The organism is Pseudoduganella rhizocola (assembly GCF_045984285.3).
Classification (GTDB): domain Bacteria; phylum Pseudomonadota; class Gammaproteobacteria; order Burkholderiales; family Burkholderiaceae_D; genus Rugamonas.
In genome coordinates this window covers 23,251-43,549 of sequence record NZ_JBJQIK030000015.1, presented here as the reverse complement: position 1 = coordinate 43,549, position 20,299 = coordinate 23,251, and the positions used below count along the sequence as shown (strand labels likewise).

Annotated in this window: 17 protein-coding genes; 8 read left to right on the top strand and 9 right to left on the bottom strand. The window is 65.9% G+C overall.

Annotated features, from left to right (window positions below; translation table 11 throughout):
- Positions 1-43: 43 nt before the first annotated feature.
- Genes ACJRPG_RS23350 through ACJRPG_RS23335 form a run of 4 tightly spaced genes read right to left on the bottom strand, consistent with a single transcriptional unit; the run spans position 44 to position 6,155 of the window.
- A complete protein-coding gene (locus ACJRPG_RS23350; protein ID WP_408002507.1) occupies positions 44-1,219 on the bottom strand; it encodes a hybrid sensor histidine kinase/response regulator in 1,176 nt (391 codons plus the stop codon).
- The gene (locus ACJRPG_RS23345; RefSeq protein WP_408002506.1) at positions 1,216-1,824 is read right to left on the bottom strand and encodes a chemotaxis protein CheB; all 609 of its coding nucleotides are present in this window, start codon (positions 1,822-1,824) and stop codon (positions 1,216-1,218) included. Before ACJRPG_RS23345 ends, ACJRPG_RS23350 begins: the two co-directional genes overlap by 4 nt.
- A complete protein-coding gene (locus ACJRPG_RS23340; RefSeq protein ID WP_408002505.1) occupies positions 1,824-2,654 on the bottom strand; it encodes a CheR family methyltransferase in 831 nt (276 codons plus the stop codon). The genes ACJRPG_RS23345 and ACJRPG_RS23340 overlap by 1 nt, the downstream gene beginning before the upstream one ends.
- 12 nt (positions 2,655-2,666) lie before the next feature.
- A complete protein-coding gene (locus ACJRPG_RS23335; RefSeq protein ID WP_408002504.1) occupies positions 2,667-6,155 on the bottom strand; it encodes a response regulator in 3,489 nt (1,162 codons plus the stop codon).
- Positions 6,156-6,292: 137 nt separating this feature from the next.
- On the opposite strand from ACJRPG_RS23335, the gene ACJRPG_RS23330 reads away from it, so the two are divergent.
- The gene (locus ACJRPG_RS23330; protein WP_408002503.1) at positions 6,293-6,805 is read left to right on the top strand and encodes an SH3 domain-containing protein; all 513 of its coding nucleotides are present in this window, start codon (positions 6,293-6,295) and stop codon (positions 6,803-6,805) included.
- A 2-nt stretch (positions 6,806-6,807) separates the two neighbouring features.
- Here the strand turns inward: ACJRPG_RS23330 and ACJRPG_RS23325 are convergent, their stop codons facing one another.
- The 4 genes from ACJRPG_RS23325 to nudC all read right to left on the bottom strand — a co-directional run bounded on the left by ACJRPG_RS23325 (position 6,808) and on the right by nudC (position 10,165).
- Complete coding sequence (locus ACJRPG_RS23325) at positions 6,808-7,248, bottom strand: DUF4148 domain-containing protein (protein ID WP_408002502.1); 441 nt, start codon at positions 7,246-7,248, stop codon at positions 6,808-6,810.
- Positions 7,249-7,349: 101 nt separating this feature from the next.
- A complete protein-coding gene (locus tag ACJRPG_RS23320; RefSeq protein ID WP_408002501.1) occupies positions 7,350-8,666 on the bottom strand; it encodes a thioredoxin family protein in 1,317 nt (438 codons plus the stop codon).
- A gap of 3 nt (positions 8,667-8,669) precedes the next feature.
- Positions 8,670-9,233 carry a GTP cyclohydrolase I FolE gene (gene folE / locus ACJRPG_RS23315; protein WP_408002500.1) on the bottom strand — a complete coding sequence of 188 codons (564 nt, stop codon included), beginning with the start codon at positions 9,231-9,233 and terminating at the stop codon, positions 8,670-8,672.
- A gap of 116 nt (positions 9,234-9,349) precedes the next feature.
- The gene (gene nudC / locus ACJRPG_RS23310) at positions 9,350-10,165 is read right to left on the bottom strand and encodes an NAD(+) diphosphatase (RefSeq protein WP_408002499.1); all 816 of its coding nucleotides are present in this window, start codon (positions 10,163-10,165) and stop codon (positions 9,350-9,352) included.
- An 85-nt stretch (positions 10,166-10,250) separates the two neighbouring features.
- Here nudC and scpA point away from each other — a divergent pair, with 85 nt between their 5' ends.
- A complete protein-coding gene (gene scpA / locus ACJRPG_RS23305) occupies positions 10,251-12,416 on the top strand; it encodes a methylmalonyl-CoA mutase (RefSeq protein WP_408002498.1) in 2,166 nt (721 codons plus the stop codon).
- Between the two features lie 5 nt (positions 12,417-12,421).
- Entirely contained in the window at positions 12,422-13,417 is a 996-nt protein-coding gene (gene meaB, locus ACJRPG_RS23300) for a methylmalonyl Co-A mutase-associated GTPase MeaB (protein ID WP_408002497.1), read from the top strand.
- Here meaB and ACJRPG_RS23295 read toward each other — a convergent pair.
- Positions 13,396-13,902 (bottom strand): VOC family protein, encoded by a 507-nt coding sequence (locus ACJRPG_RS23295; RefSeq protein WP_408002496.1) that lies wholly within the window; start codon positions 13,900-13,902, stop codon positions 13,396-13,398. The genes meaB and ACJRPG_RS23295 overlap by 22 nt on opposite strands.
- A gap of 115 nt (positions 13,903-14,017) precedes the next feature.
- Here ACJRPG_RS23295 and ACJRPG_RS23290 point away from each other — a divergent pair, with 115 nt between their 5' ends.
- From ACJRPG_RS23290 to pseG, 5 genes are read left to right on the top strand one after another with little or no spacing between them, the layout of a single operon-like run.
- Positions 14,018-16,120, top strand: coding sequence for a tetratricopeptide repeat protein (locus tag ACJRPG_RS23290; protein ID WP_408002495.1), 2,103 nt, complete (start codon positions 14,018-14,020; stop codon positions 16,118-16,120).
- An 18-nt stretch (positions 16,121-16,138) separates the two neighbouring features.
- Positions 16,139-17,293 (top strand): N-acetyl sugar amidotransferase, encoded by a 1,155-nt coding sequence (locus ACJRPG_RS23285; protein ID WP_408002494.1) that lies wholly within the window; start codon positions 16,139-16,141, stop codon positions 17,291-17,293.
- Positions 17,290-17,925: an imidazole glycerol phosphate synthase subunit HisH gene (hisH, locus tag ACJRPG_RS23280; RefSeq protein ID WP_408002493.1), complete on the top strand. Its 636-nt coding sequence runs from the start codon at positions 17,290-17,292 to the stop codon at positions 17,923-17,925. Before ACJRPG_RS23285 ends, hisH begins: the two co-directional genes overlap by 4 nt.
- Positions 17,919-18,698: an imidazole glycerol phosphate synthase subunit HisF gene (gene hisF / locus ACJRPG_RS23275; protein WP_408002492.1), complete on the top strand. Its 780-nt coding sequence runs from the start codon at positions 17,919-17,921 to the stop codon at positions 18,696-18,698. Before hisH ends, hisF begins: the two co-directional genes overlap by 7 nt.
- Positions 18,699-18,701: 3 nt before the next feature.
- Positions 18,702-20,261 (top strand): UDP-2,4-diacetamido-2,4,6-trideoxy-beta-L-altropyranose hydrolase, encoded by a 1,560-nt coding sequence (gene pseG / locus ACJRPG_RS23270; protein ID WP_408002491.1) that lies wholly within the window; start codon positions 18,702-18,704, stop codon positions 20,259-20,261.
- Positions 20,262-20,299: the final 38 nt, after the last annotated feature.

Here is a 20,299-nt window from a genome sequence, read left to right as displayed (position 1 = left end):
GAACGGCGCCGGCGTTAGCGGGACGCGCGGCGCAGCTTACCGTTCATGGCGGCGGCGCCTCGGTGCGCGGCAGCGTGAGCATGAAGCAGGAACCTTCGCCAGGCTTGCTGCACACCGTCAGCGTGCCGCCATGGGCCTCCGCCAACTGGCGCGAGATGTAGAGCCCAAGGCCCAGCCCCGCCGGCGCCGCATTGGAGGGACCCCGCTCATACGGCTCGAAGATGCGCGGCAGCATATCCTCCGGAATGCCCGCGCCCTGGTCGATGACCTGCACACGGGCCTCCTTGCTGTCTGCGGCGAGCCGAACTTCGATGGGCTTGCCGCCGCCGTAGCGCAAGGCATTGGTCAGCAGGTTGATGATGACCTGTTCGATGCGGAATTCATCCCACCAGCCGGTGACTGCCTGCGCAGCGTGCAGCCTGATGGAGCTGCCTGCATCGGCAGCCTGCCGCGCCAGGTCTTCCGTCAGCCTTTGCAGCAGGCCCGCGAGTTCGGCCGCGGACGGGCGGATCGACAGGATGCCGCTGTGGATGCGCGACACGTCGAGCATGTCGTCGATCAGGCGTATCATGGCCTGGATCTGGCGGTCGTCGCGCGCCACCATGCGCTGCAGCTGCGGGGCGTCGAAGGCCGCCATATTGCCGCGGTCGAGCTGCAGCTTGCGCATCTGCGTTTCCAGGTAGAGGGTGTTCAGGGGCGTGCGCAGTTCGTGCGCCACCATGGACATGAACTCGTCGCGCATGCGCAGTGCGCGGCGCAGTTCGTCCTGCGTGGCGTTCAGCTGCCCGACCAGCGCCTCCTGCTCCTCGGCCCGGCGGCGGATCTCCTGGCGCTGGCAGTGCAGGTCCACGAATACATTGACCTTGCTCTTCACCGCATCGGGATCGAGCGGCTTGTAAAGAAAATCGACGGCCCCCGTTTCATAGCCCTTGAAGGCGTAGTTCAGCTCACGCCCCGCCGCGCTGACGAAGACAATCGGAATGTGCCGCGTTTTGTCGGTGCCGCGCATCAGCTCCGCCAGCTCGAAGCCGTCCATGCCCGGCATCTGCACGTCGAGAATCGCCAGTGCGAAATCATGTTCGAGCAGCAGCGCCAGCGCTTCCTCACCGCTCGTGGCCTGGTAGACGGCACGGTCGTCCGCGCGGATGATGGCGTTCAGCGCGCGCAGGTTCTCTGCCAGGTCATCCACAATCAGCAGCTTGGTCGCTTCCTTCATCATCGCTTCATCTCCAGCATCAACAACAGGCGGCGAATCTCCGCCAGCGGCAGCACCAGGTCGGGCTTACGTGCAAGAATCGCCTCTTTCGGCATGATCGGCACCTGGGCTTCCTCAGGATCCTGCACCACCGTCAGGCCACCCGCCTTGCCGATCGCGGCCAGGCCTTCCGCGCCATCCATATTGGCGCCGGTGAGCAGGATGCCGAGCAGGCGCCCGCCGTAGGCATCGGCCGCGGACTCCATGGTGGCGTCGATGGCGGGGCGCGCGAAGTAGATGGGCGGGTCGCAGCTCAGTGAGAATATGCGGTCCGCCTCTACCAGCAAATGATAACCGGGTGGCGCAAAGTAGAGCGTAGCGGGAAGCAGCTCATCCTTGTCGCCCGCTTCGCGCACCGCCATCTGCAGGCGTTGCTGGAACACGTCGGCCAGCTGGTTCTGGCGCCCTTTGAGCACGTGCAGCACTGTCACGATGGGACAGGGATAATCTTTTGAAAGGGCGGGCAGGATTTCCAGCAGCGCATTCACGCCGCCGGCGGATGCGCCAATCACCACCGCTTCAATCGCGCGGCCCTGCAAAGCCGTATCGAGCGATGGCTGCGTGTCCATCACAGTTTCCTGAACAGGCGTTCGCGCTTCACCACCGCTTCGAAGCGCGGACCGTAGACGGAGAAGTCGATGCTCTCCTTGCTGCCCAGGCCAAGGAAGCCACGGTGGCACAGCGACTCGTGGAACAGGCCCAGGGCGCGCTCCTGCAGGCGCTTCTTAAAGTAGATCATCACGTTGCGGCAGCTGATGAACTGCGTTTCGGCGAACACGGCGTCCGTGGCCAAGCTATGGTCGGCAAAGGTCACGTTCTCGCACAGCGAGCGGTCGAACAGGGCCGCGTTATAGGCCGCCGTGTAATAGTCGGAAAAGGCGCGCCTGCCGCCGCTGGCCTGGTAGTTCTCCGTATAGGCGCGCATATTATCCAGCGCGAACACGCCCTTCTTTGCCTTCTCCAGCGACTGCGGGTTGATGTCCGTGGCGTAGATGATGCTGCGCTCCAGCAGGCCTTCCTCCTTCAGCAGGATCGCCAGCGAAAACACTTCTTCCCCGGTGCTGCAGCCCGCCACCCAGATTTTCAGCGAGGGATAGGTGCTCAGTACCGGCAGCACATGCTCGCGCAGGGCAGCGTAGTAGCTGGGGTCGCGGAACATCTCCGTCACGGGAATGGTGAGGAACTGCAGCAGTTCGCTGAAGGCGGAGGGTTCATGCAGCACGCGCGACTGCAGCTGAGAAATGGTGGCGCAGCCCATTTCGCGCATGGCGTGCAGCACGCGGCGCTTCTGCGATGCGCCCGTGTAGTCACGGAAGTCGTAGCTGTATTTCAGGTAGATTGCCTCCATCAGCATTTTCAGCTCGATGTCGGTATCGCTGTGAGGAGGCTTATGCGTCATGGGGTTTCGCTATCAGATGCGGTCCATCGCGGGCATCCACACCCGCAGCAGCGAATACAGGCGCGACAGGTCAATCGGTTTGGCCAGGTAGTCGTTCGCGCCGGCGGCCAGGCACTGCTCCTGGTCGTCCTTCATGGCTTTGGCGGTGATGGCGATGACCGGCAGCCGCACAAAGCGGCTGTCGGCACGAATGCGGCGCGTCGCTTCCAGGCCGTCCATGCCCGGCATCATCACGTCCATCAGCACCAGGTCGATATCTTGCACGGTATTGAGTTTTTCCAGCGCCTCGAAGCCGTTGCGGCCGATTTCCACGATGGCGCCTTTCTGTTCCAGCGCGCTGGTGAGGGCGAAGATATTGCGCACGTCGTCATCGACCAGCAGGATGCGGCGGCCTTCGAACACGCGGTCGCGGCTGCGCACCGTTTTCAGCATGGTCTGGCGCTCGCTGGACAGCTCGGATTCCACCTTGTGCAGGAACAGCGTCACTTCATCCAGCAGGCGTTCCGGCGAGCGGGCGCCCTTGATGATGATGGAGCGCGAATACTTGTGCAGGTCCGCTTCCTCGGCGCGCGTGAGGTTGCGGCCGGTGTACACGATCACCGGCGGGAAGGAGGCAATTTCCTCATGCGCCATGCGCTCCAGCAGCTCGTTGCCCTGCATGTCCGGCAGCTTGAGGTCGATGATCATGCAGTCGAAGATGGTGGTGCGAAGCAGCGCCAGCGCTTCGGCGCCCGACTCCACGGCATTGATCTCGATGTCTTCATCCGAGATCAGCTGCACCACGCTGTCGCGCTGGCGTGCATCATCTTCCACCAGCAGGATGCGCTTGATCTTCTGCGTGAACTTCTGCTCCAGGCGTGAGAACACATCCAGCAGCTCTTCGCGGGTGGTGGGTTTCAGCGCGAAGCCGACGGCTCCCATGTGCAACGCAGCCTCGCCGGCATCCGAAGCCGATACCACGTGCACCGGAATGTGGCGGGTGCGCGGATTGTCCTTCAGCAGCTGCAGCACCGAGAGGCCGGAACGGTCCGGCAGGCGGATATCGAGCAGGATGGCCTGCGGCTGGTACTGCGCGGCCATCTGCAGGCCCTCTTCCGCCGCGAAGGCGACCAGGCAGCGGTAGTCCATTTCGTGCGCCAGGTCGTACAGGATGCGGGCAAAGGCCGGTTCGTCTTCGATCACCAGCACCGTGCGCTCCGGCGGCGGCGCGCTGTTGCGGTCATCGTCGAAGGGGCGCGGCTGCTGCGGCGCCGGTGCGGCGGCAGTCTCCGGCTGCGCGGCCGGCGGCAAGGGAAGCGGCGCAGGCTGGGCCGGCGGCTCGGCGCTCAGGGTGCCGGTGCGCTGTTCCGCCGCCGGCGCCGTCCATTGCACCGGCAGCGCCAGCGTGAAGGTGCTGCCCTGGCCCGGCGTGCTGGCCAGCGTAATGCCGCCGCCCAGCAGGGTGGCGAGGTCGCGCGAGATGGAGAGCCCGAGGCCCGTGCCGCCGTATTTGCGGCTGGTGGTGCCGTCGGCCTGCTGGAAGGCGCCGAAGATGGTTTCGTGCTGGTCCTCGCGGATGCCGATGCCGGAGTCCTTCACCGAGAACAGCAGCTTGCCGTCGGCGCCCGGCGCCACACGCAGCAGGATCTTGCCTTCGTCCGTGAACTTGATGGCGTTGGACAGCAGGTTTTTCAGGATCTGTTCCAGGCGCTGGCAATCGGTATAAATCGTTTCCGGGATGCCGGGCGCGATGTCGATGGCGAAGTCCAGCTGCTTCTGGCGCGCCAGCGGTTCGAAGGTGCGGCCCAGGCCTTCGATCACCTGCGCGACGCGCAGGTCTTCCGGCGCCAGTTCCAGCTTGCCTGCTTCGACCTTGGAGATGTCCAGGATGTCGTTGATCAGGTTGAGCAGGTCGTTGCCCGCGGAGTAAATCGTTTGCGCGAAGCGCACCTGTTCCTCGTTCAGGTTGCCCTGTGCGTTTTCCGACAGCAGCTTGGCCAGGATCAGTGAGCTGTTCAGCGGCGTGCGCAGCTCGTGCGACATATTGGCCAGGAACTGCGATTTGTACTGGCTGGCGCGCTCCAGGTCGCGTGCGCGTTCTTCCAGCTGCTGGCGCGCGTCGTTCAGGGCGCTGTTTTTCTGGTCCAGCGCCAGCGCCTGGTCTGCCAGCTGTTCATTGGTCTGTTCCAGTTCGGCCTTCTGGTTTTCCAGGCTGGCCTGCGACTCTTCCAGCACACGCGACTGTTCTTCCAGCTCCTCGTTGGCCGTGCGCAGTTCTTCCTGCTGCACCTGCAGTTCCTCGTTCAGCTGCTGGGTTTCGGCCAGCACTTCCTGCAGGCGGTAGCGCGCCAGCGTGGCTTCGATGGCGGTGCCGATATTGCTCGCCACCAGTTTCAGGAACTCGGCTTCGCGCTCGCCTGCCTCCTTCAGGAAGCCCAGTTCCACCACGCCGTTCACTTCACCGTCGCTCTCCACCGGCGCCACGATCACATGGCGCGGCGCGGCGCTGCCCAGCGCCGTGGCCACGCGCAGATAGTCCGGCGGCAGCCGGTCCAGGGTCATGATGCGGCGCGAGGCGGCAACCTGGCCCACCACACCTTCGCCGGCCTGGACCAGGCGGCCGTATGCCTCGTCGTCGCTGCTCATGCCGAAACTTGCAACGCGGCGCAGCAGGCCATCCGGTTCGCGCACGTAAAGCGCGCCCACCGAAGCGCCGAGATAGCGGCTCAGGAACTGCAGCATGCTGCCCGCCAGCAGCGGCAGCGCATGCTGGCCGATGCCCTGCTCCGCCAGTTCGCTCTGGCCGGAGCGCAGCCAGGCCTGCAGCTGCACGCGCTCGGCGTGTTCATTCTGTTCGCGCAAGGCCTTGCTGTAGATGCCGGACAGCTGCATCAGCTCGCGGCGCCCGAAGTAAGCGAGCAGGCCGCTGATCACCAGGCTGATGCCGAGGAAGGAAGCGACCACGACATAGGTGACCTCGCGTGCTTCGGCTGAACGCTCGGCGCGCAGGCGTTCCTCCATGGCCACAAAGGACTGGAACTGCGTGCGCATTTCGTCGAACTCAACCTTGCCGCGGCCGGTGCGCACGGGCGTAAGGTAGTCGCCACCGGTGCGGCGCAAGCTGATCATGTCGTCGGCCACCTGGTTCCACTGCTTTTGCTGGGCGTCGATATTGCGCAGGCGATCTACCTGTACAGGGTTGTCCGCCACCAGCTGAAGCAAAGTGTCGATGCCGGTCCGCACCTTCGGCTTGGCCAGCTTGTAAGGCGCCAGGAAGGCTTCGTCGCCGGTGAGCAGGAAACCGCGCATGCCTGTTTCCATGTCAACAGAGAGCTTGCGCAGTTCCTGTGCATTGCCGATGACCCGCTCCGAATGCTCCACCCAGTTCATGGCACTGAGCAGGTAGGCAAATACCGCCACGAAGACCCCGGCAGTGACGACCCCGGCTGCCAGCGGCAGGGTGATATTGCGGAGGAGGATGCGTTTGAAACTGGAATCGTCGAGCGAAGGTTGGCCGGTCATGGGGAAACGCTGGGCGGAGTTATCGAACACAGAAGTCTAGCTCATACGCAATATTTCATAGTTGTCAGAATGCAAACGTGCGCGGGCCGGGATAAGGCCGCTATAATCGGTGCAATATGACAACGCGCCCTTCTCCCATGCGTCCGCTGCTGATCTTCCTGTGCCCCCTGCTGCTGGCAGGCTGCTACAACGATTCCGCGACCTTTTATGCGGACAGCAGCCAGGAGCACACGCTGACGGTGCGCCGCCAGCAGGAATATTTCTGGAGCGAGGAGGCGCGCTATACGCTGATGGCCTCGCGCCTGCCGGAATGCCAGCGCCAGATTCCGCTGGGCGACATGCCGCTGGAGGAAAACTCGGTGGAGCTGTTTGCGTCGGGCGATAACCAGTGGAGCCTGCGCGCAGGCCAGCGGGTGTGGCAGGTGGAAACCACCGGCTGTTCGCTGACTGGCGAGGGCGGCGATCCGGCAGGACAGAAGATTGGCGTGTTCAGGGCCGATCACGAACGCATGGCGTTCGAAGCGGCGCCGGAGATTGCCACCCCGGCCGAAGCGGCGGCGCCCCCGGCGGAGGCCGCACCGGCGCAGCCAGTGCCGGCCGAAGCTGCGCCCGCCGAAGCGGCGCCGGCGCAGCCTGCGGCTTCCAATTAGACTTATTGCTGGTTCTGCGGCGAGGCAGCCTGCGCCTGCAGGCGGGCATCCACCTTCGGACGGCGGAAGCTGCTGTCGTCGCGCGGGTAGTTCACTTCATTCTGGTCCAGCAGCCCGGCCGCGCGTGCGGCCAGCACCTCCGCTTTCACCTGTTCGCGGCTCAGCCCGGAAGCCTGGGTGGCGATGCGGGGGTAGTCGGCCTCGGTCTGGCCCACGGTGCCGTCCGCGATGGCCTGCAGCGTTTCGGCGCGCACCTGCTCGCGGGTCAGGGTCGACGGCGTTTGCGGAATGGCGGGGAAATTGGCTTCCGTTACATCCAGCAGGCCGGCGGCGCGGGCGGCGTAGACTTCCGCAACGACCTGTTCACGGGTTTTGCCATCCGCCAGGGCAGCGCCGGCGGCGAGGAAAAGGGAAGCGGCAGCGATCAGTTTTTTGGCTTGCATGGTTGTTCTCCAGAAGAATTGCTTTCGATGGAGTCATGTTAGCCCTCGCTTTTTAGATAAAAAAGCGCAATTTTCGGCAGAAAATCATTCGAAAAACCGATCTATCGTACCGCCGCCTCCAGCGCGCGGGCCTGCGGCCCTTGCAACTGCGGCAGGCGGGCGAGCATGCGCTGGGCCTGGGTGCGGTTGCGCTGGTGGATGCCACCGGCCTCTTGCAAGTCCCGCAGGATGCCTTCGGCCGCCGCTTCGCTGCGGGGCTGGTCCTGCGGCGCAAAGTCGGCCAGCGCCAGCAGATAGGTGGCGCCCCATTGCAGGCGGGTGGCCGGGCCAACGGCGCCGCGCCAGGCCTGCTCGTACCAGTCCAGCACGGCGGCGCTGTCGTTGCGCCGTTTGGCGCTGGCGGCCAGGCTCAGCATGAAGTAGTAAGGCGAATGGGAGGCGGGCAGCTCGGCTTTCAGCAGCGCTTCCGCTTCGGCATGCAGGCCGGCGTCGTTCAGGGCGCTGGCGGCGGTGTTGACCGTGGTGTGGCGCTGGTAGGGGCCGTCGGCTTCGGCCAGGGCCTGGGCGACGGCCTCGCGCACCCGGGCGGCAATGGCGGGCGCTTCGTAGCCAAGGCGGGCCATGCGGGCCTGCAGGCGGGTGGCCGTGAGGCGGTCGGGCGCGGACAGCCAGGTGTCGCCTGCCCATTGCTGCGCGGCGGCGGCCATGGCCTGCGCCAGGGGCGCCTGCTGCGTTCCGGCGGCGCGCACCAGCAGGTGGCCGCTGTTGCCGAAGATGTCCATATTGGCGCGCGCACTGGCGGCATCGGCGCAGACCTGCCGCACGAAAGCGGCATCGATACCGGCCGCAGCGGTGGCGACCAGGGCGTGCAGGCGCAGGCGCACGGCGGCTTTGGCATCCGTGCTGGCGGCGGCCAGCGCGTGCAGCGTGGCGCCGAGGTCGCGGCCGGCGAGGATCATGTCCTCATCGGTATCCCAGGAATATTGGGACAGCAGCGTCCATTCTTCGGACGACAGCGCGCGGCTGCCATCCAGTGCGGCCTGCAGCGATTCGGCGGCGGAGCGCGACGCGTCCAGCGCGGCGTCGAGGGCGTCGATGAAGAGTTCGCCATCCAGCTCGCAGGGCAGGCGCGTCACTTCGCGTCCGCCGGGCGTGAACAGCACCAGCGTGGGGTAGCTGCGCAACCGCAGGCGTTCGGCCAGCGCCTGGGCGCCCGCGGCGTCGCCGTCCAGCCAGAACGGCAGCAGGGTCTTCATGCGCGCCGCAAATTCGGGCCGTGAGAAGATTTCCGATTTCACGCGGTTGCAGGGCGGGCACCAGGCCGCCCCCCAATACAGGAACAACGCACGGCCGCTGGAGCGGGCCAGCGCCAGCGCGGCGTCGAAATCACCGCCATGCCACTCGATCGCACCCGCCATCGCTCAGTCCCGCGCCAGCGCCAGGAACTCGGTGCGCAGCGCGAGGTTCGGCTGCAGTTCGCCCAGCATGGCGGAGGTGATGGTTTCCTCGCCCGGCGTGCGGATGCCGCGGCTTTCCATGCACATGTGGCGGCATTTCACCACCACGCCCACGGCCTTCGGCTCCAGCACTTCCATCAGTGTATTGGCGATCTGCACCGTCATGCGTTCCTGCACCTGCAGGCGCTTGGCGAAGCAGTCCACCAGGCGGGTCAGCTTGGACAGGCCGACGATCTTGCCGTTCGGCAGATAGCCGACGGTGGCCTTGCCGAAGAAGGGGGCGAGGTGGTGTTCGCAGTGGCTGTAGACCGGGATATTGCGCACCACGATCAGCTCGTTGTACTCCTCGGCGCCGTCTTCGAAGGCTTTCAGCAGTTCGACAGGGTCCTGGTGATAGCCGGAAGTCCAATGCTGCCATGCCTTCGCCACGCGATGCGGCGTTTCGGCCAGACCGGCGCGGTCCGGATCCTCGCCCAGGCTTTCGAGCAGGCGGCGCCAGTCTTTTTCGGTGAATGCGTCTTTGGACATGATGAACCCTGAATTGAAAAGTGGCGGCCAGTATACAGAAAAACCGGCGGCCTCACCTGCGCCCTACAGCTGAGGCCGTGTCCACTTTCGGGTCTGACCCCGGGGTGGACACGGCCTCAGCCAGGGCGGTGGGCGTTGATGAGGGCGCTGGCGATGGAGACGCCGGGCGGGACGTCGGGGAAGTCGTCGCCGGGGCCGAACCAGCGGGCTTCGGCGATTTCCGTTTCGTCCACGCGGATCTCGCCATCCAGGTAGTCGGCCGTGAAGGCGACCATCAGGGAGTGCGGGAAGGGCCAGCTCTGGCTGCCGAAGTACTTCAGCTTGTGGACGCGCAGGCCGACTTCTTCATACACCTCGCGGTGCACCGCTTCTTCCACCGACTCGCCCGCTTCCAGGAAGCCGGCCAGCGCCGTGAAGCGCTGGTAGGGGCTGTTGGTGTGGCGGGCCAGCAGGACCGCGTCGCCCTTGCGGACCAGCACCATCATGGCCGGCGAGATGCGGGGATAGGCGGTGAAGCCGCAGGACGGGCACTTGAAGGCGCGCTCGCCGCCCAGCCGCTGCATCGGCGCGGCGCACACGCCGCAATGGCGGTGGGTGCGCGTCCATTCGGCCAGCTGAAGGGCGCGGCCCGCGATGCCGATGAAGTCGTCGTCCTTGATGCCGAACAGGGAACGCAGGCCGAACCAGGCCAGGCTTTCGTGCGGAACGGCGTCGCTGTCCACCAACTGGCAGTTGAGGTAGCCGCCCTGCCATTGTCCCAGCGCCAGCGCCGCGCCGGGATCGAGCTGCAGGCCGGACAGGAGCTGGGTTGCGGGCAGCGCGAGGCCGTCCTGCACGAGCAGTATCTTGTCCCGGTGCAGCACCAGCGTGCTGGGTGCGGCATCGTCGGGAAGGGTCAGGAGGGGGCGGAAATCGGCAGGTGTTTTCAGCATGGCATGGGAAGGGGCTGGCTACTTGCTCATCATACAGGGTTGCGCGGTACAATCGTTTATCGTGACCACGCAGGATCATTGCACAATGAATCGACCCGGCTCCGCGCCACAGGTACCGCCGTCCACGCTGGAAGATTGGAAACGCGCCGCGAGCAAGGCGGCGCCGGGCAATGACACGGACCGCCTGAACCGGATTACCGCTTCCGGCCTGACCATCAAGGCGCTGTACACCGCAGCCGATACGGCCGGCCTGCCCCATGCCGATACCCTGCCCGGCTTCGCGCCTTTTGTGCGCGGCCCGCAGGCCACCATGTACAGCACCCGGCCCTGGACCATCCGGCAATACGCGGGCTTTTCCACCGCGGAAGAATCCAATGCTTTCTACCGCCGTTCGCTGGCGGGCGGCGGCCAGGGCGTGTCCGTGGCCTTCGACCTGGCCACCCACCGCGGCTATGACTCCGACCATCCGCGCGTGACCGGCGATGTGGGCAAGGCCGGCGTGGCCGTGGATTCGGTCGAGGACATGAAGATCCTGTTCGACGGCATTCCGCTCGACAAGGTATCGGTGTCGATGACGATGAATGGCGCCGTGCTGCCGGTGCTGGCCGGCTATATCGTGGCGGCCGAGGAACAGGGCGTGGCGCAGCAGCAGCTGTCGGGCACCATCCAGAACGATATCCTCAAAGAGTTCATGGTGCGCAACACCTACATCTATCCGCCGGAACCTTCGATGCGCGTGGTGGCCGATATCATCGCCTATACCGCGCAGCATATGCCGAAGTTCAACTCGATTTCGATTTCCGGCTATCACATGCACGAGGCGGGCGCGAATCCGGTACTGGAACTGGGGCTCACCCTGGCCGACGGCATGGAGTACGTGCGCACGGCCCTCAGGCGCGGCCTGGATATCGATGCCTTCGCCGACCGCCTGTCCTTCTTCTTCGCCGTGGGCATGGACTTCTACCAGGAAGTGGCCAAGCTGCGCGCCGCGCGCCTGCTGTGGTGCCGCATCATGCAGCAGCTGGGCGCGAAATCGCCCAAGTCCATGATGCTGCGCACCCATTGCCAGACTTCCGGCTGGTCGCTGACGGTGCAGGATCCATACAACAATGTGGTGCGCACCACCATCGAGGCGATGGCGGCCGTGTTCGGCGGCACCCAGTCGCTGCACACCAATTCGCTGGACGAGGCGATTGCGCTGCCGAGCGAATCGGCCGCGCGCATTGCGCGCAATACGCAGCTGATCCTGCAGGAAGAGACCCATATCACCGGCGTTATCGATCCCTGGGCCGGTTCCTACATGATGGAGAAGCTGACCCAGGACATGGCCGACCAGGCCTGGGCCATCATCGAGGAGGTGGAAGCGATGGGCGGCATGACGCGCGCCGTGGAATCCGGCTGGGCCAAGCTGCGCATCGAGGCTTCGGCGGCCGAAAAACAGGCGCGCATCGACAGCGGGAAGGATGTGATTGTGGGCGTTAACAAATACCAGTCCGGCGTGCAGGATGAAGTGGAAACACGCGAAATCGACAACGGCGCCGTGCGGGCCGCACAAATCGCGCGCCTGAAGCAGCTGCGCGCCACGCGCGACCAGGATGCGGTGGGCGCGGCGCTCGAAGCCATCAGCATTGCGGCCCATAACGGCGAAGGCAACCTGCTGGAACTGGCGATCCGCGCGGTGCGCCTGCGCGCGACCGTCGGCGAAATCTCCGATGCGCTGGAACTCTCCTGGGGCCGCCACCGTGCCAGCGGGCAGACCGTGTCCGGCATCTACGGCGCCGCCTTCCAGGACAATCCGGACTGGACCGGGCTGCAGCAGCGCATCGCCGCTTTCGACCAGCGCCATGGCCGCCGGCCGCGCATGATGGTGGTCAAGCTGGGCCAGGACGGCCATGACCGCGGCGCACGCGTGGTGGCCAGCGCCTTTGCCGACCTGGGTTTCGATGTCGATATCGGCCCCCTGTTCCAGACCCCGGCCGAGGCGGCGCGCCAGGCCGTTGAGAACGATGTGCATGCCATCGGCGTATCGACGCTGGCTGCAGGCCACAAGACCCTGGTGCCGGAGCTGATTGCGGCGCTGAAAGCCGAGGGCGCGGAACAGGTGATCGTCTTCGTCGGCGGCGTGGTGCCTTCGCAGGACCATGGCTTCCTGTATGAGCATGGGGTGCGCGGCATCTTCGGACCCGGCACACCGATCCCGGTCTGCGCCGGGGAAGTGCTGGGCTGCATCGAAGCCGCCTTCCCGGCCTGAGCACAATGATCAACACTCCCGATCCGTCCGGCCTGCCGCCGCTCGCTGCCGGCGTGCTGGCGCGCGAGCGGCGCGCGCTGGCGCAGGCCATTACCCTGTGCGAATCGGGGCGGGCCGACCACCGCGCCCAGGCCGACGCCCTGCTGGCGGCCCTGCTGCCGCACAGCGGCGGCGCGCTGCGGGTGGGCATCAGCGGCGCTCCGGGCGTGGGTAAATCGAGTTTCATCGAGGCGCTGGGCATGCAGCTGCTGGAACGCGGCGAACGGGTGGCCGTGCTGGCGGTCGATCCGTCTTCCACCGTGAACGGCGGCTCCATCCTGGGCGACAAAACACGCATGGAAACGCTGGCGCGCCAGGCCGGCGCCTTTATCCGCCCCAGCCCTTCACGCGGCGCACTGGGCGGCGTGGGCCAGCAGACGCGCGAAGCGCTGATGCTGTGCGAGGCCGCCGGCTTCAGCGTGATCATTGTGGAAACGGTGGGCGTGGGCCAGAGTGAAACGGCGGTAGCGGGCATGAGCGATGTGTTCCTGCTGCTGCAGTCGCCCTTCGGCGGCGACGAGCTGCAGGGCATCAAGAAGGGCATCCTGGAGCTGGCCGACCTCGTGGTCTTCAACAAGGCCGACCTCAATCCGCAGGCGACGGCCCTGGCCTGTTCGCAAATGCGTTCGGCGCTCGGCATGGTGCGCGCCCATTCGCCGCACTGGAGCGTGCCGGTACTGCCGGCCAGCGCACTGACCGGGGAAGGCATGGCTGCCGTGTGGGATGCCGTGCTGGCGCAGCGCAAGGCGATGCAGGAGGCCGGCCAGTTCGAACAGCGGCGCAGCGAGCAGGCACTGGCCTGGACTTCGGAGCTGATCGCCGCGGGCCTGCGGCGCCGCTTCGATGCGAATGAGGGGGTGCGCCAGGCGCTGGCGCCCACGCTGGCGGCGGTGGCCGAAGGACGCATGACGCCCGTGGCGGCCGCCGCCCTGCTGCTTGATCAGTTCGCCAAGCCGGCCTGAGCCGCTTCCAGCGCCGCAAAGGCGGCAATCACGGCCGGCGGCGCCTGCACCAGCTCGATCAGCGCGCCTTCGCCGCTGGCAGGGAATTCCGGATTGCCTTTGGGATGGACGAAGGTCACGTCATGCCCGGCCGCGCCCTTGCGGATGCCGCCCGGCGCAAAACGCAGGCCCCGGGCGGCCAGCCAGGCCACCGCTGCTGCCAGATCGTCAACCCACAGGCCGATATGGTTGAGCGCCGGGGTATCGACGCGCGGGCTGCGCGCAGGGTCGATGGGCTGCATCAGGTCGAACTCCACCGCCAGCGGCCCGCTGCCCAGCAGCAGGATATCTTCGTCCACATTTTCCCGTTCGCTGCGGAATTGCCCGGCCTCGGCCAGCCCGAACAGGCCATGCCATAACTGGCGCAGCGGCCCCTTGCTGGCGCCGCCCAGCGCGATCTGCTGCACACCCAGCACTTTGAACGGCCGATTCCCTGTTGCGCCCATGGTCTTCCCTCTGTTGTTATCTGCCCAAATTAGGTCCGGCTGGGCAATATTCTAGTTTAAAATACCCCGCATAGTATGCCGAGCGCGGCCCCGGAACCGTGCTGAAAACCACCCAATGAATAATCGTCCTGAGCTGGATCACGCTGCCCTCCTGTCGAACCTTGCCGACGCCCTCCGCACCGATCAACTGACGCTGGCCACCGGGCTGGCCGGGCAACTGGCCAGTGCGGGCGCGCTGCCGGGCGTCCAACTGTTCTCCGTCGCCGGCCGCCTTGAGCAGGCCGGCCAGCCGGAACAGGCGGTGGCCCTGTACCGCGAATGGCTGGCGCACCAGGACAGCGGCCATGCATTCGCCGTACAGTTCAACCTGGCCACCGTGCTGGCCAACAGCGGCAATATCGAAGAGGCCATCGCCGTTTTCCGCACTGCCGCCAACAGCGCGCCGGACCACGAGGCCGGCCAGGCCATCCGCATCCAGGCCCTGGGCCATATCGCCAGCCTGCAGACGCGGCGCGTGATCACCGGCGATGTGCTGATCATCCTGAATGTTTCGGACCTGGACGGCGCGGTGGCCGCGGCGGCCGAGCTGGAAGACTACCGCACGCTGGTGTTCGAGCCGGGCGTGGTGGACAAGGCCATCGAACGCGGCCTGCGCAATGTGGAATTCGTGGAGTGGCCGAACGGCCCCGGCTACTTCGAGCTGGACCGCGACGCCAATATCGAAGCCTATACGATCGAGCGCGCCCTCACCGAAGTGACGGCGGAGCTGATGCCGGACGTGAAGCTGCTGTCCTGGCAACACCTGCACCTTTACTATCTCATCAAGGCCTCGCGCTGGTATGCGGAAATGTGGCCGCAGATGCTGCCGCGCCTGCAACACTCGCGGCCCCATGTGTTCGTCAACGATAATCCCTCGCAGTTCTACTGGCCGAATTTCATTCCGGCGCTGATGCTGGCCGAGAACCTGATGGGCAGCAAGACCGAGTTCCGCGCCTTCGTGGCCGGCGCGCGGCATGACCATCCCGGCTATGTGCCGATGCTGGTGCGCATTCCCGGCGAAGAACAGCCCGCCCCGGATATCCTGACTCACCTGCCGACCTGCTTCTACGACGCGCCGTATTTCAACGCCGAACTGCAGACCACCGGCAAGCGCCTGTTCAACATCCAGTCCAAGTACTGGGACGTGCCGGTGGAGGGCGCCTACACGCCGCCGCTGGTGCAGATCGAACACCTGCAGCATGTGCTGCCCGCCGAGCTGGTGGCGCGCATCGAAAGCACCACGGAAGCGCTGCAGCAGCGCCTGGACGAGCTGCTGCAGCCGCTCATCAATACCCCGGATTACCGCAGCCGCCAGGCGCGCCATATGGCCCACCTGTTCCGCGCCCAGATCTGGATGTATTTCCTGCTGGAGCAGTATTTCGGCACCGAGCGGCCGGGCAAGATGCTGCTGTCGGACCACGATACCGACTTCCAGGGCCCGCTGGTGTCGTATGCCGCGCGCCACAGCATTCCGGTGCTGATCCTGCCGCATTCGAAGGTGAGCCCGGACCTGTTCTACAGCTACCGCCATGCCACCTCGCTGATGCACCCGATGTGCGGCGAGACCATCCTGGATTCGGAGCAGCACCGGGTGCCGCATTTCAAGCTGGCCTATCCGTTCGAGCTGCGCCACAACAGCGCTTATCCGCAGCCGCTGCGCCGCGTGGGCCTGCTGCTGAATGCGCTGACCGCCAACAGCGGCATCTACAACACCCGCTACCAGACCTATATGGACGGCATCCGCCGCATCGTGGCCTGGTGCCGCGCGCGCGGTATCGAACTGGTGGTGCGCTGCAAGCCGAGCTTCACCATGTATTCCCTGCTGCACGAGCAGACCGGCCTCACGCCGCAGTCCCTGCATGCCTGGACCATGATGCCCATGGCCGACTTCGCGGCGGCCTGCGATGCCTGCGTGATGTACGATGCACCTACCAGCGGCGCGCTGGAGTTCCTGAACGCCTCGATTCCGCTGCTCAATGCCGTGCCGGAAGACCTGTCCAAGGTCGAGGCCAGGGTCTGCGATCCCGCCGTGGTGCCGCGCGCCTCGGTGCCGCTGACCTTGCGCACCCTCGATTCCTTCGTGGCCGACGAGATGAATCTGTTCCATTTCCGCAGCACACAGTTCCAGCACTATGTGCGCTCTTATGACGGCACGCATCCGCTGCGTGCCTTCCTGTAAATTTAAAGCGAGTTGACGATGAAGCTGACCTATTGCAAAAAATGCGTGATGCCGGATACCAAGCCGGACCTGCTGCTGGATGAACACGGTGTCTGCAACGCCTGCCGCAGCTACGAAAACCGCAAGGAAGTGGACTGGGAGGCGCGCGCCAAGGAGCTGCCGGCCATCCTGGACAAATACCGCAAGCGCGACGGCAGCAACTGGGACTGCATCGTGCCGGTCAGCGGCGGCAAGGATTCCACCTACCAGGTGGTGCGCATGCTGCAGCTGGGCCTGAACCCGCTGTGCGTGACCTCCACCACCTGCGACCAGTCGGAACTGGGCACGCAGAACATCGAGAACCTGAAGCGCCTGGGCGTGGACCACATCCAGATGACGCCGAACCCGCTGGTGCGCGCCAAGCTGAACCGCATCGGCCTGACCCAGGTGGGCGACATTTCCTGGCCTGAACACGTTGGCATCTTCACCATCCCGGTGCGCGCCGCCGTGCAGTACAACGTGCCGCTGATTATCTGGGGCGAGAACTCGCAGAACGAGTACGGCGGCCCGGCGGCCGCGGCCGACAACAATGTGCTGAACCGCCGCTGGCTGGAAGAATTCGGCGGCCTGCTGGGCATGCGCGTGACCGACCTGATCGGCCAGGAAGGCATTACCGCGCGCGACCTGATCCCTTACACCTATCCCAGCGATGAAGAGCTGCAGCGCGTGGGCGTGACCGGCCTCTTCCTCGGCTACTACCTGCCATGGGACGGCCTGGCGAACACCCTGATCGCCCAGGCCAACGGCTTCGTCAGCGCCCCGACCTCGGTTACGGGCGCCATGACCAACTATGAAAACCTGGACAACTACCAGGCCGCGATCCACGACTACTTCAAGTTCCTGAAATTCGGCTTCGGCCGCGCCACCGACCAGGCCTGCCTGCACGTGCGCCGCGGCCGCATCACGCGTGAAGACGCGCTGGGCATCGTGCGCCGCCTGGACGGCGTGTATCCGCACGAATACATCGGCAAGTCGCTGGAAGCGACGCTGGACCATATCGGCATGACCGTGGCCGAATTCGACAAGATCTGCGACAGCTTCACCAACAAGATGATCTTCAAGAAAGACAAGAACGGCAAGCTGCTGCGCGACCGCCACAACAACCTGATCAAGATTAACTACGACAACGAATGAAAGTCGCAATCATCGATTACGGCATGGGCAACCTGGGTTCGGTACGCCGCGCCCTGGAACAGCTCGGCGCCGAGGCTGAGATTGTCGATACGCCGGCGCAACTGGAAGATGCCGACCGCATCATCCTGCCCGGCGTGGGCAGCTTTGCCGACGGCATGCGCCACCTGAACCGCGACGGCTGGACCGAGGCGCTGGTCCGCCTGACGGGCGAAGGCAAACCGCTGCTGGGCATCTGCCTCGGCATGCAGCTGCTGGCCAGCGAAGGCAGTGAGCACGGCGGCCATGCCGGCCTGGGCCTGGTGCCGGGCCGCGTGGTGCACCTGGAAACGATGGACTGCAGGGAACGCATTCCACACGTGGGCTGGAACGATATCCACGTCAGGCATCCGGAGGGCAATCCTTCGGCCATGCTGTTCGACGGCATCCAGGACGGTACCGACTTTTACTTCGTGCACAGTTTTGCCTACCAGGCAGAGCGGGCCAGCGATGTGCTGGCGCAGGTGCAGTACGGTATTCCGGTAACGGCCGCCGTAGGGCGCGGCCATGTGATGGGCACGCAGTTCCACCCTGAAAAGAGTTCGCGCGCGGGCTTCCGTATCCTGAAGAATTTCCTGGAGTTTGAGGCATGCTGAAAGTCAGGGTCATTCCCACGCTGCTGTGGAAGAATTTCGGCCTGGTCAAGGGACAGGGCTTCGACAGCTGGCGCCGCGTCGGCCCGGTGCCGCCGGCCATCAAGGTCTATAACACGCGCGAGGTCGACGAGCTGGTGCTGGTCGATATCACGGCCAGCCACAACAAGGCCGAACCGGATTACGATTCCGTCTCCGATTTCTCGGCCGACTGCTTCGTGCCGCTGACCGTGGGCGGCGGCATTACCGATATCGCCCAGATCCAGCGCCTGCTGCGCATCGGCGCGGACAAGGTGGGCATCAACAGCGCGGCCTACAGCAATCCGGCCCTGATCGAACAGGCGGCAACCCGCTTCGGCGCGCAGTGCGTGGTGGCCAGCATCGACGCACGCCGCATGGAGGACGGCAGCTACCGCTGCTTCTCGCACTGCGGCACGGTGGATACCGGCAAGGACCCGGCGCAGTGGGCGCGCGAACTGATGGAGCGCGGCGCGGGCGAAATCCTGATCACTTCGATCGAACGCGACGGCACCATGCAGGGGTATGACCTGGAGCTGATCGGCAAGGTGGCGCAGGCCGTGAGCCTGCCGGTGATTGCATCCGGCGGCGCCGGCAATTACGAACATATGCGCCAGGCCATCCAGGAAGCAGGCGCTTCCGCCGTGGCGGCGGCCAGCATGTTCCACTTCACCGAGCAGACCCCGGCCCAGGCCAAGGCCTACCTCGGCGCGGCGGGCATTCCCACCCGCGCCACCTACCAGGCGCCGGCAGAGTAAGCAATGCGCATTGTCCTGCGCGCCGATGCGTCGGCCACCATCGGCAGCGGCCATGTGATGCGCTGCCTTACGCTGGCCGAGCAGCTGCGTGCGGACGGCGCCGAGATCCTCTTCATCAGCCGCGAACTGCCGGGCCACCTGTGCGGCCTGATCGAGCAGCGCGGCTTCGCACTGCAGCGCCTGCCCGATGCAGCTTTCAGCGCCGCCGAGGATGCGCACGCAAGCATCGCCGCCCTTGCCGGCCAGCGCAGCACGCGCGGCGGCATCAGCACCGGCGGCGAGGGCGCGCGTGGCGGCGTCCGCAGGGCCGACTGGCTGATCACCGACCACTACAGCATCGATGCAAGCTGGCAGCGCGCGCTGCGGCCGCATGCGGCGCGCATCCTCGCCATTGACGACCTGGCCGACCGCGAGCTGGACTGCGACCTGCTGCTGGACCAGAACCTGGCGCCGGACATGGAAAACCGCTACGCGGCGCGGGTGCCGCTGCACTGCGGCCAGATGCTGGGGCCGCACTATGCGCTGCTGCAGGCAGCTTATGCGGGCCTGCACGAACGCCTGCCGGCGCGCAGCGGCCCGGTGCAGCGCATCTTCATCTATTTCGGCGGCGCCGACCAGGCCAACCTGACGGGCCGCAGCCTGTCCGCGCTGCTCAGCCTGAACCGGCCGGACATCAATGTGGACGTGGTGCTGTCGGCCTCTGCGCCCCATGCACCCGCCTTGCGCGCGCTGGCCGATGGCCAGCCCCAGGTCACGCTGCACAGCAGCCTGCCCACGCTGGCGCCGCTGATGGCGCGCGCCGACCTCGCCATCGGCGCGGGCGGCACCTCGTCCTGGGAGCGGCTCTGCCTCGGCCTGCCCACGCTGGTGGTGACGCTGGCCGACAACCAGGTGGCGATTACCGAAGAACTCCAGCGCCGCGGCCTCGTGCAGTGGCTGGGCCATGTGGATGCCGTGGAGGAAGCGGCTATCGCCGCCGCGCTGCAGCCGCTGCTGGCGGCGCCCATCGATCCGGCCTGGTCGCAGCGCTGCCGTGCCGCGGTCGATGGCCGCGGCACCGCGCGCGTGGCGAATATCCTGCTGCACGGCGCGGACGATGCGCGCCGGGTGCGGCATGCCACGCCGGGTGACGAAGCGCTGCTGCTGGAATGGGCCAATGACCGTCTCACGCGCAGCACCGCCTTCTCTCCCGAGCCGATTCCGCTGGCCACCCACCAGGCCTGGCTGGCACGCCGCCTGCGCGACATCGACAACTGCCGCCTCTACATCGTGCAGACCGGCAGCGGCGAGCCGATGGGCCAGGTGCGCTTCGAACGCATGCCGGACGATGCCGGCGAGTGGGAAGTGCATTACGCGCTGGGTCCGCTGTTCCGCGGCCGCCAGCTCGGCCTCTGCCTGCTGCGCGACGCGCTGGCGGCGCATGCGGCCGAATTCCCCGGCGCCGGCGTGCTGGGCCGCGTCAAGGAAGACAACAAGCCTTCCCGCAGCATTTTCGAGCGGCTGGACTTTGCGGCCCAGCCAACTGATGACCCCGCCATCCTGCACTTCCACCGGGTGCTATGATGTCTCTATCGCGCTAGTGCGCCCTTTACTGAGCAGAA

Bases quoted from the DNA above. Each gene is read 5' to 3' on its own strand.
- ACJRPG_RS23335 (WP_408002504.1), bottom strand. From the start codon at position 6,155: ATGACCGGCCAACCTTCGCTCGACGATTCCAGTTTCAAACGCATCCTC.
- folE (WP_408002500.1), bottom strand. From the start codon at position 9,233: ATGTCCAAAGACGCATTCACCGAAAAAGACTGGCGCCGCCTGCTCGAA.
- hisH (WP_408002493.1), top strand. From the start codon at position 17,290: ATGAAAGTCGCAATCATCGATTACGGCATGGGCAACCTGGGTTCGGTA.
- ACJRPG_RS23330 (WP_408002503.1), top strand. From the start codon at position 6,293: ATGCGTCCGCTGCTGATCTTCCTGTGCCCCCTGCTGCTGGCAGGCTGC.
- ACJRPG_RS23285 (WP_408002494.1), top strand. From the start codon at position 16,139: ATGAAGCTGACCTATTGCAAAAAATGCGTGATGCCGGATACCAAGCCG.
- ACJRPG_RS23295 (WP_408002496.1), bottom strand. From the start codon at position 13,902: ATGGGCGCAACAGGGAATCGGCCGTTCAAAGTGCTGGGTGTGCAGCAG.
- pseG (WP_408002491.1), top strand. From the start codon at position 18,702: ATGCGCATTGTCCTGCGCGCCGATGCGTCGGCCACCATCGGCAGCGGC.
- ACJRPG_RS23290 (WP_408002495.1), top strand. From the start codon at position 14,018: ATGAATAATCGTCCTGAGCTGGATCACGCTGCCCTCCTGTCGAACCTT.
- nudC (WP_408002499.1), bottom strand. From the start codon at position 10,165: ATGCTGAAAACACCTGCCGATTTCCGCCCCCTCCTGACCCTTCCCGAC.
- scpA (WP_408002498.1), top strand. From the start codon at position 10,251: ATGAATCGACCCGGCTCCGCGCCACAGGTACCGCCGTCCACGCTGGAA.
- ACJRPG_RS23325 (WP_408002502.1), bottom strand. From the start codon at position 7,248: ATGCAAGCCAAAAAACTGATCGCTGCCGCTTCCCTTTTCCTCGCCGCC.
- ACJRPG_RS23340 (WP_408002505.1), bottom strand. From the start codon at position 2,654: ATGACGCATAAGCCTCCTCACAGCGATACCGACATCGAGCTGAAAATG.
- meaB (WP_408002497.1), top strand. From the start codon at position 12,422: ATGATCAACACTCCCGATCCGTCCGGCCTGCCGCCGCTCGCTGCCGGC.
- ACJRPG_RS23320 (WP_408002501.1), bottom strand. From the start codon at position 8,666: ATGGCGGGTGCGATCGAGTGGCATGGCGGTGATTTCGACGCCGCGCTG.
- ACJRPG_RS23350 (WP_408002507.1), bottom strand. From the start codon at position 1,219: ATGATGAAGGAAGCGACCAAGCTGCTGATTGTGGATGACCTGGCAGAG.
- ACJRPG_RS23345 (WP_408002506.1), bottom strand. From the start codon at position 1,824: ATGGACACGCAGCCATCGCTCGATACGGCTTTGCAGGGCCGCGCGATT.
- hisF (WP_408002492.1), top strand. From the start codon at position 17,919: ATGCTGAAAGTCAGGGTCATTCCCACGCTGCTGTGGAAGAATTTCGGC.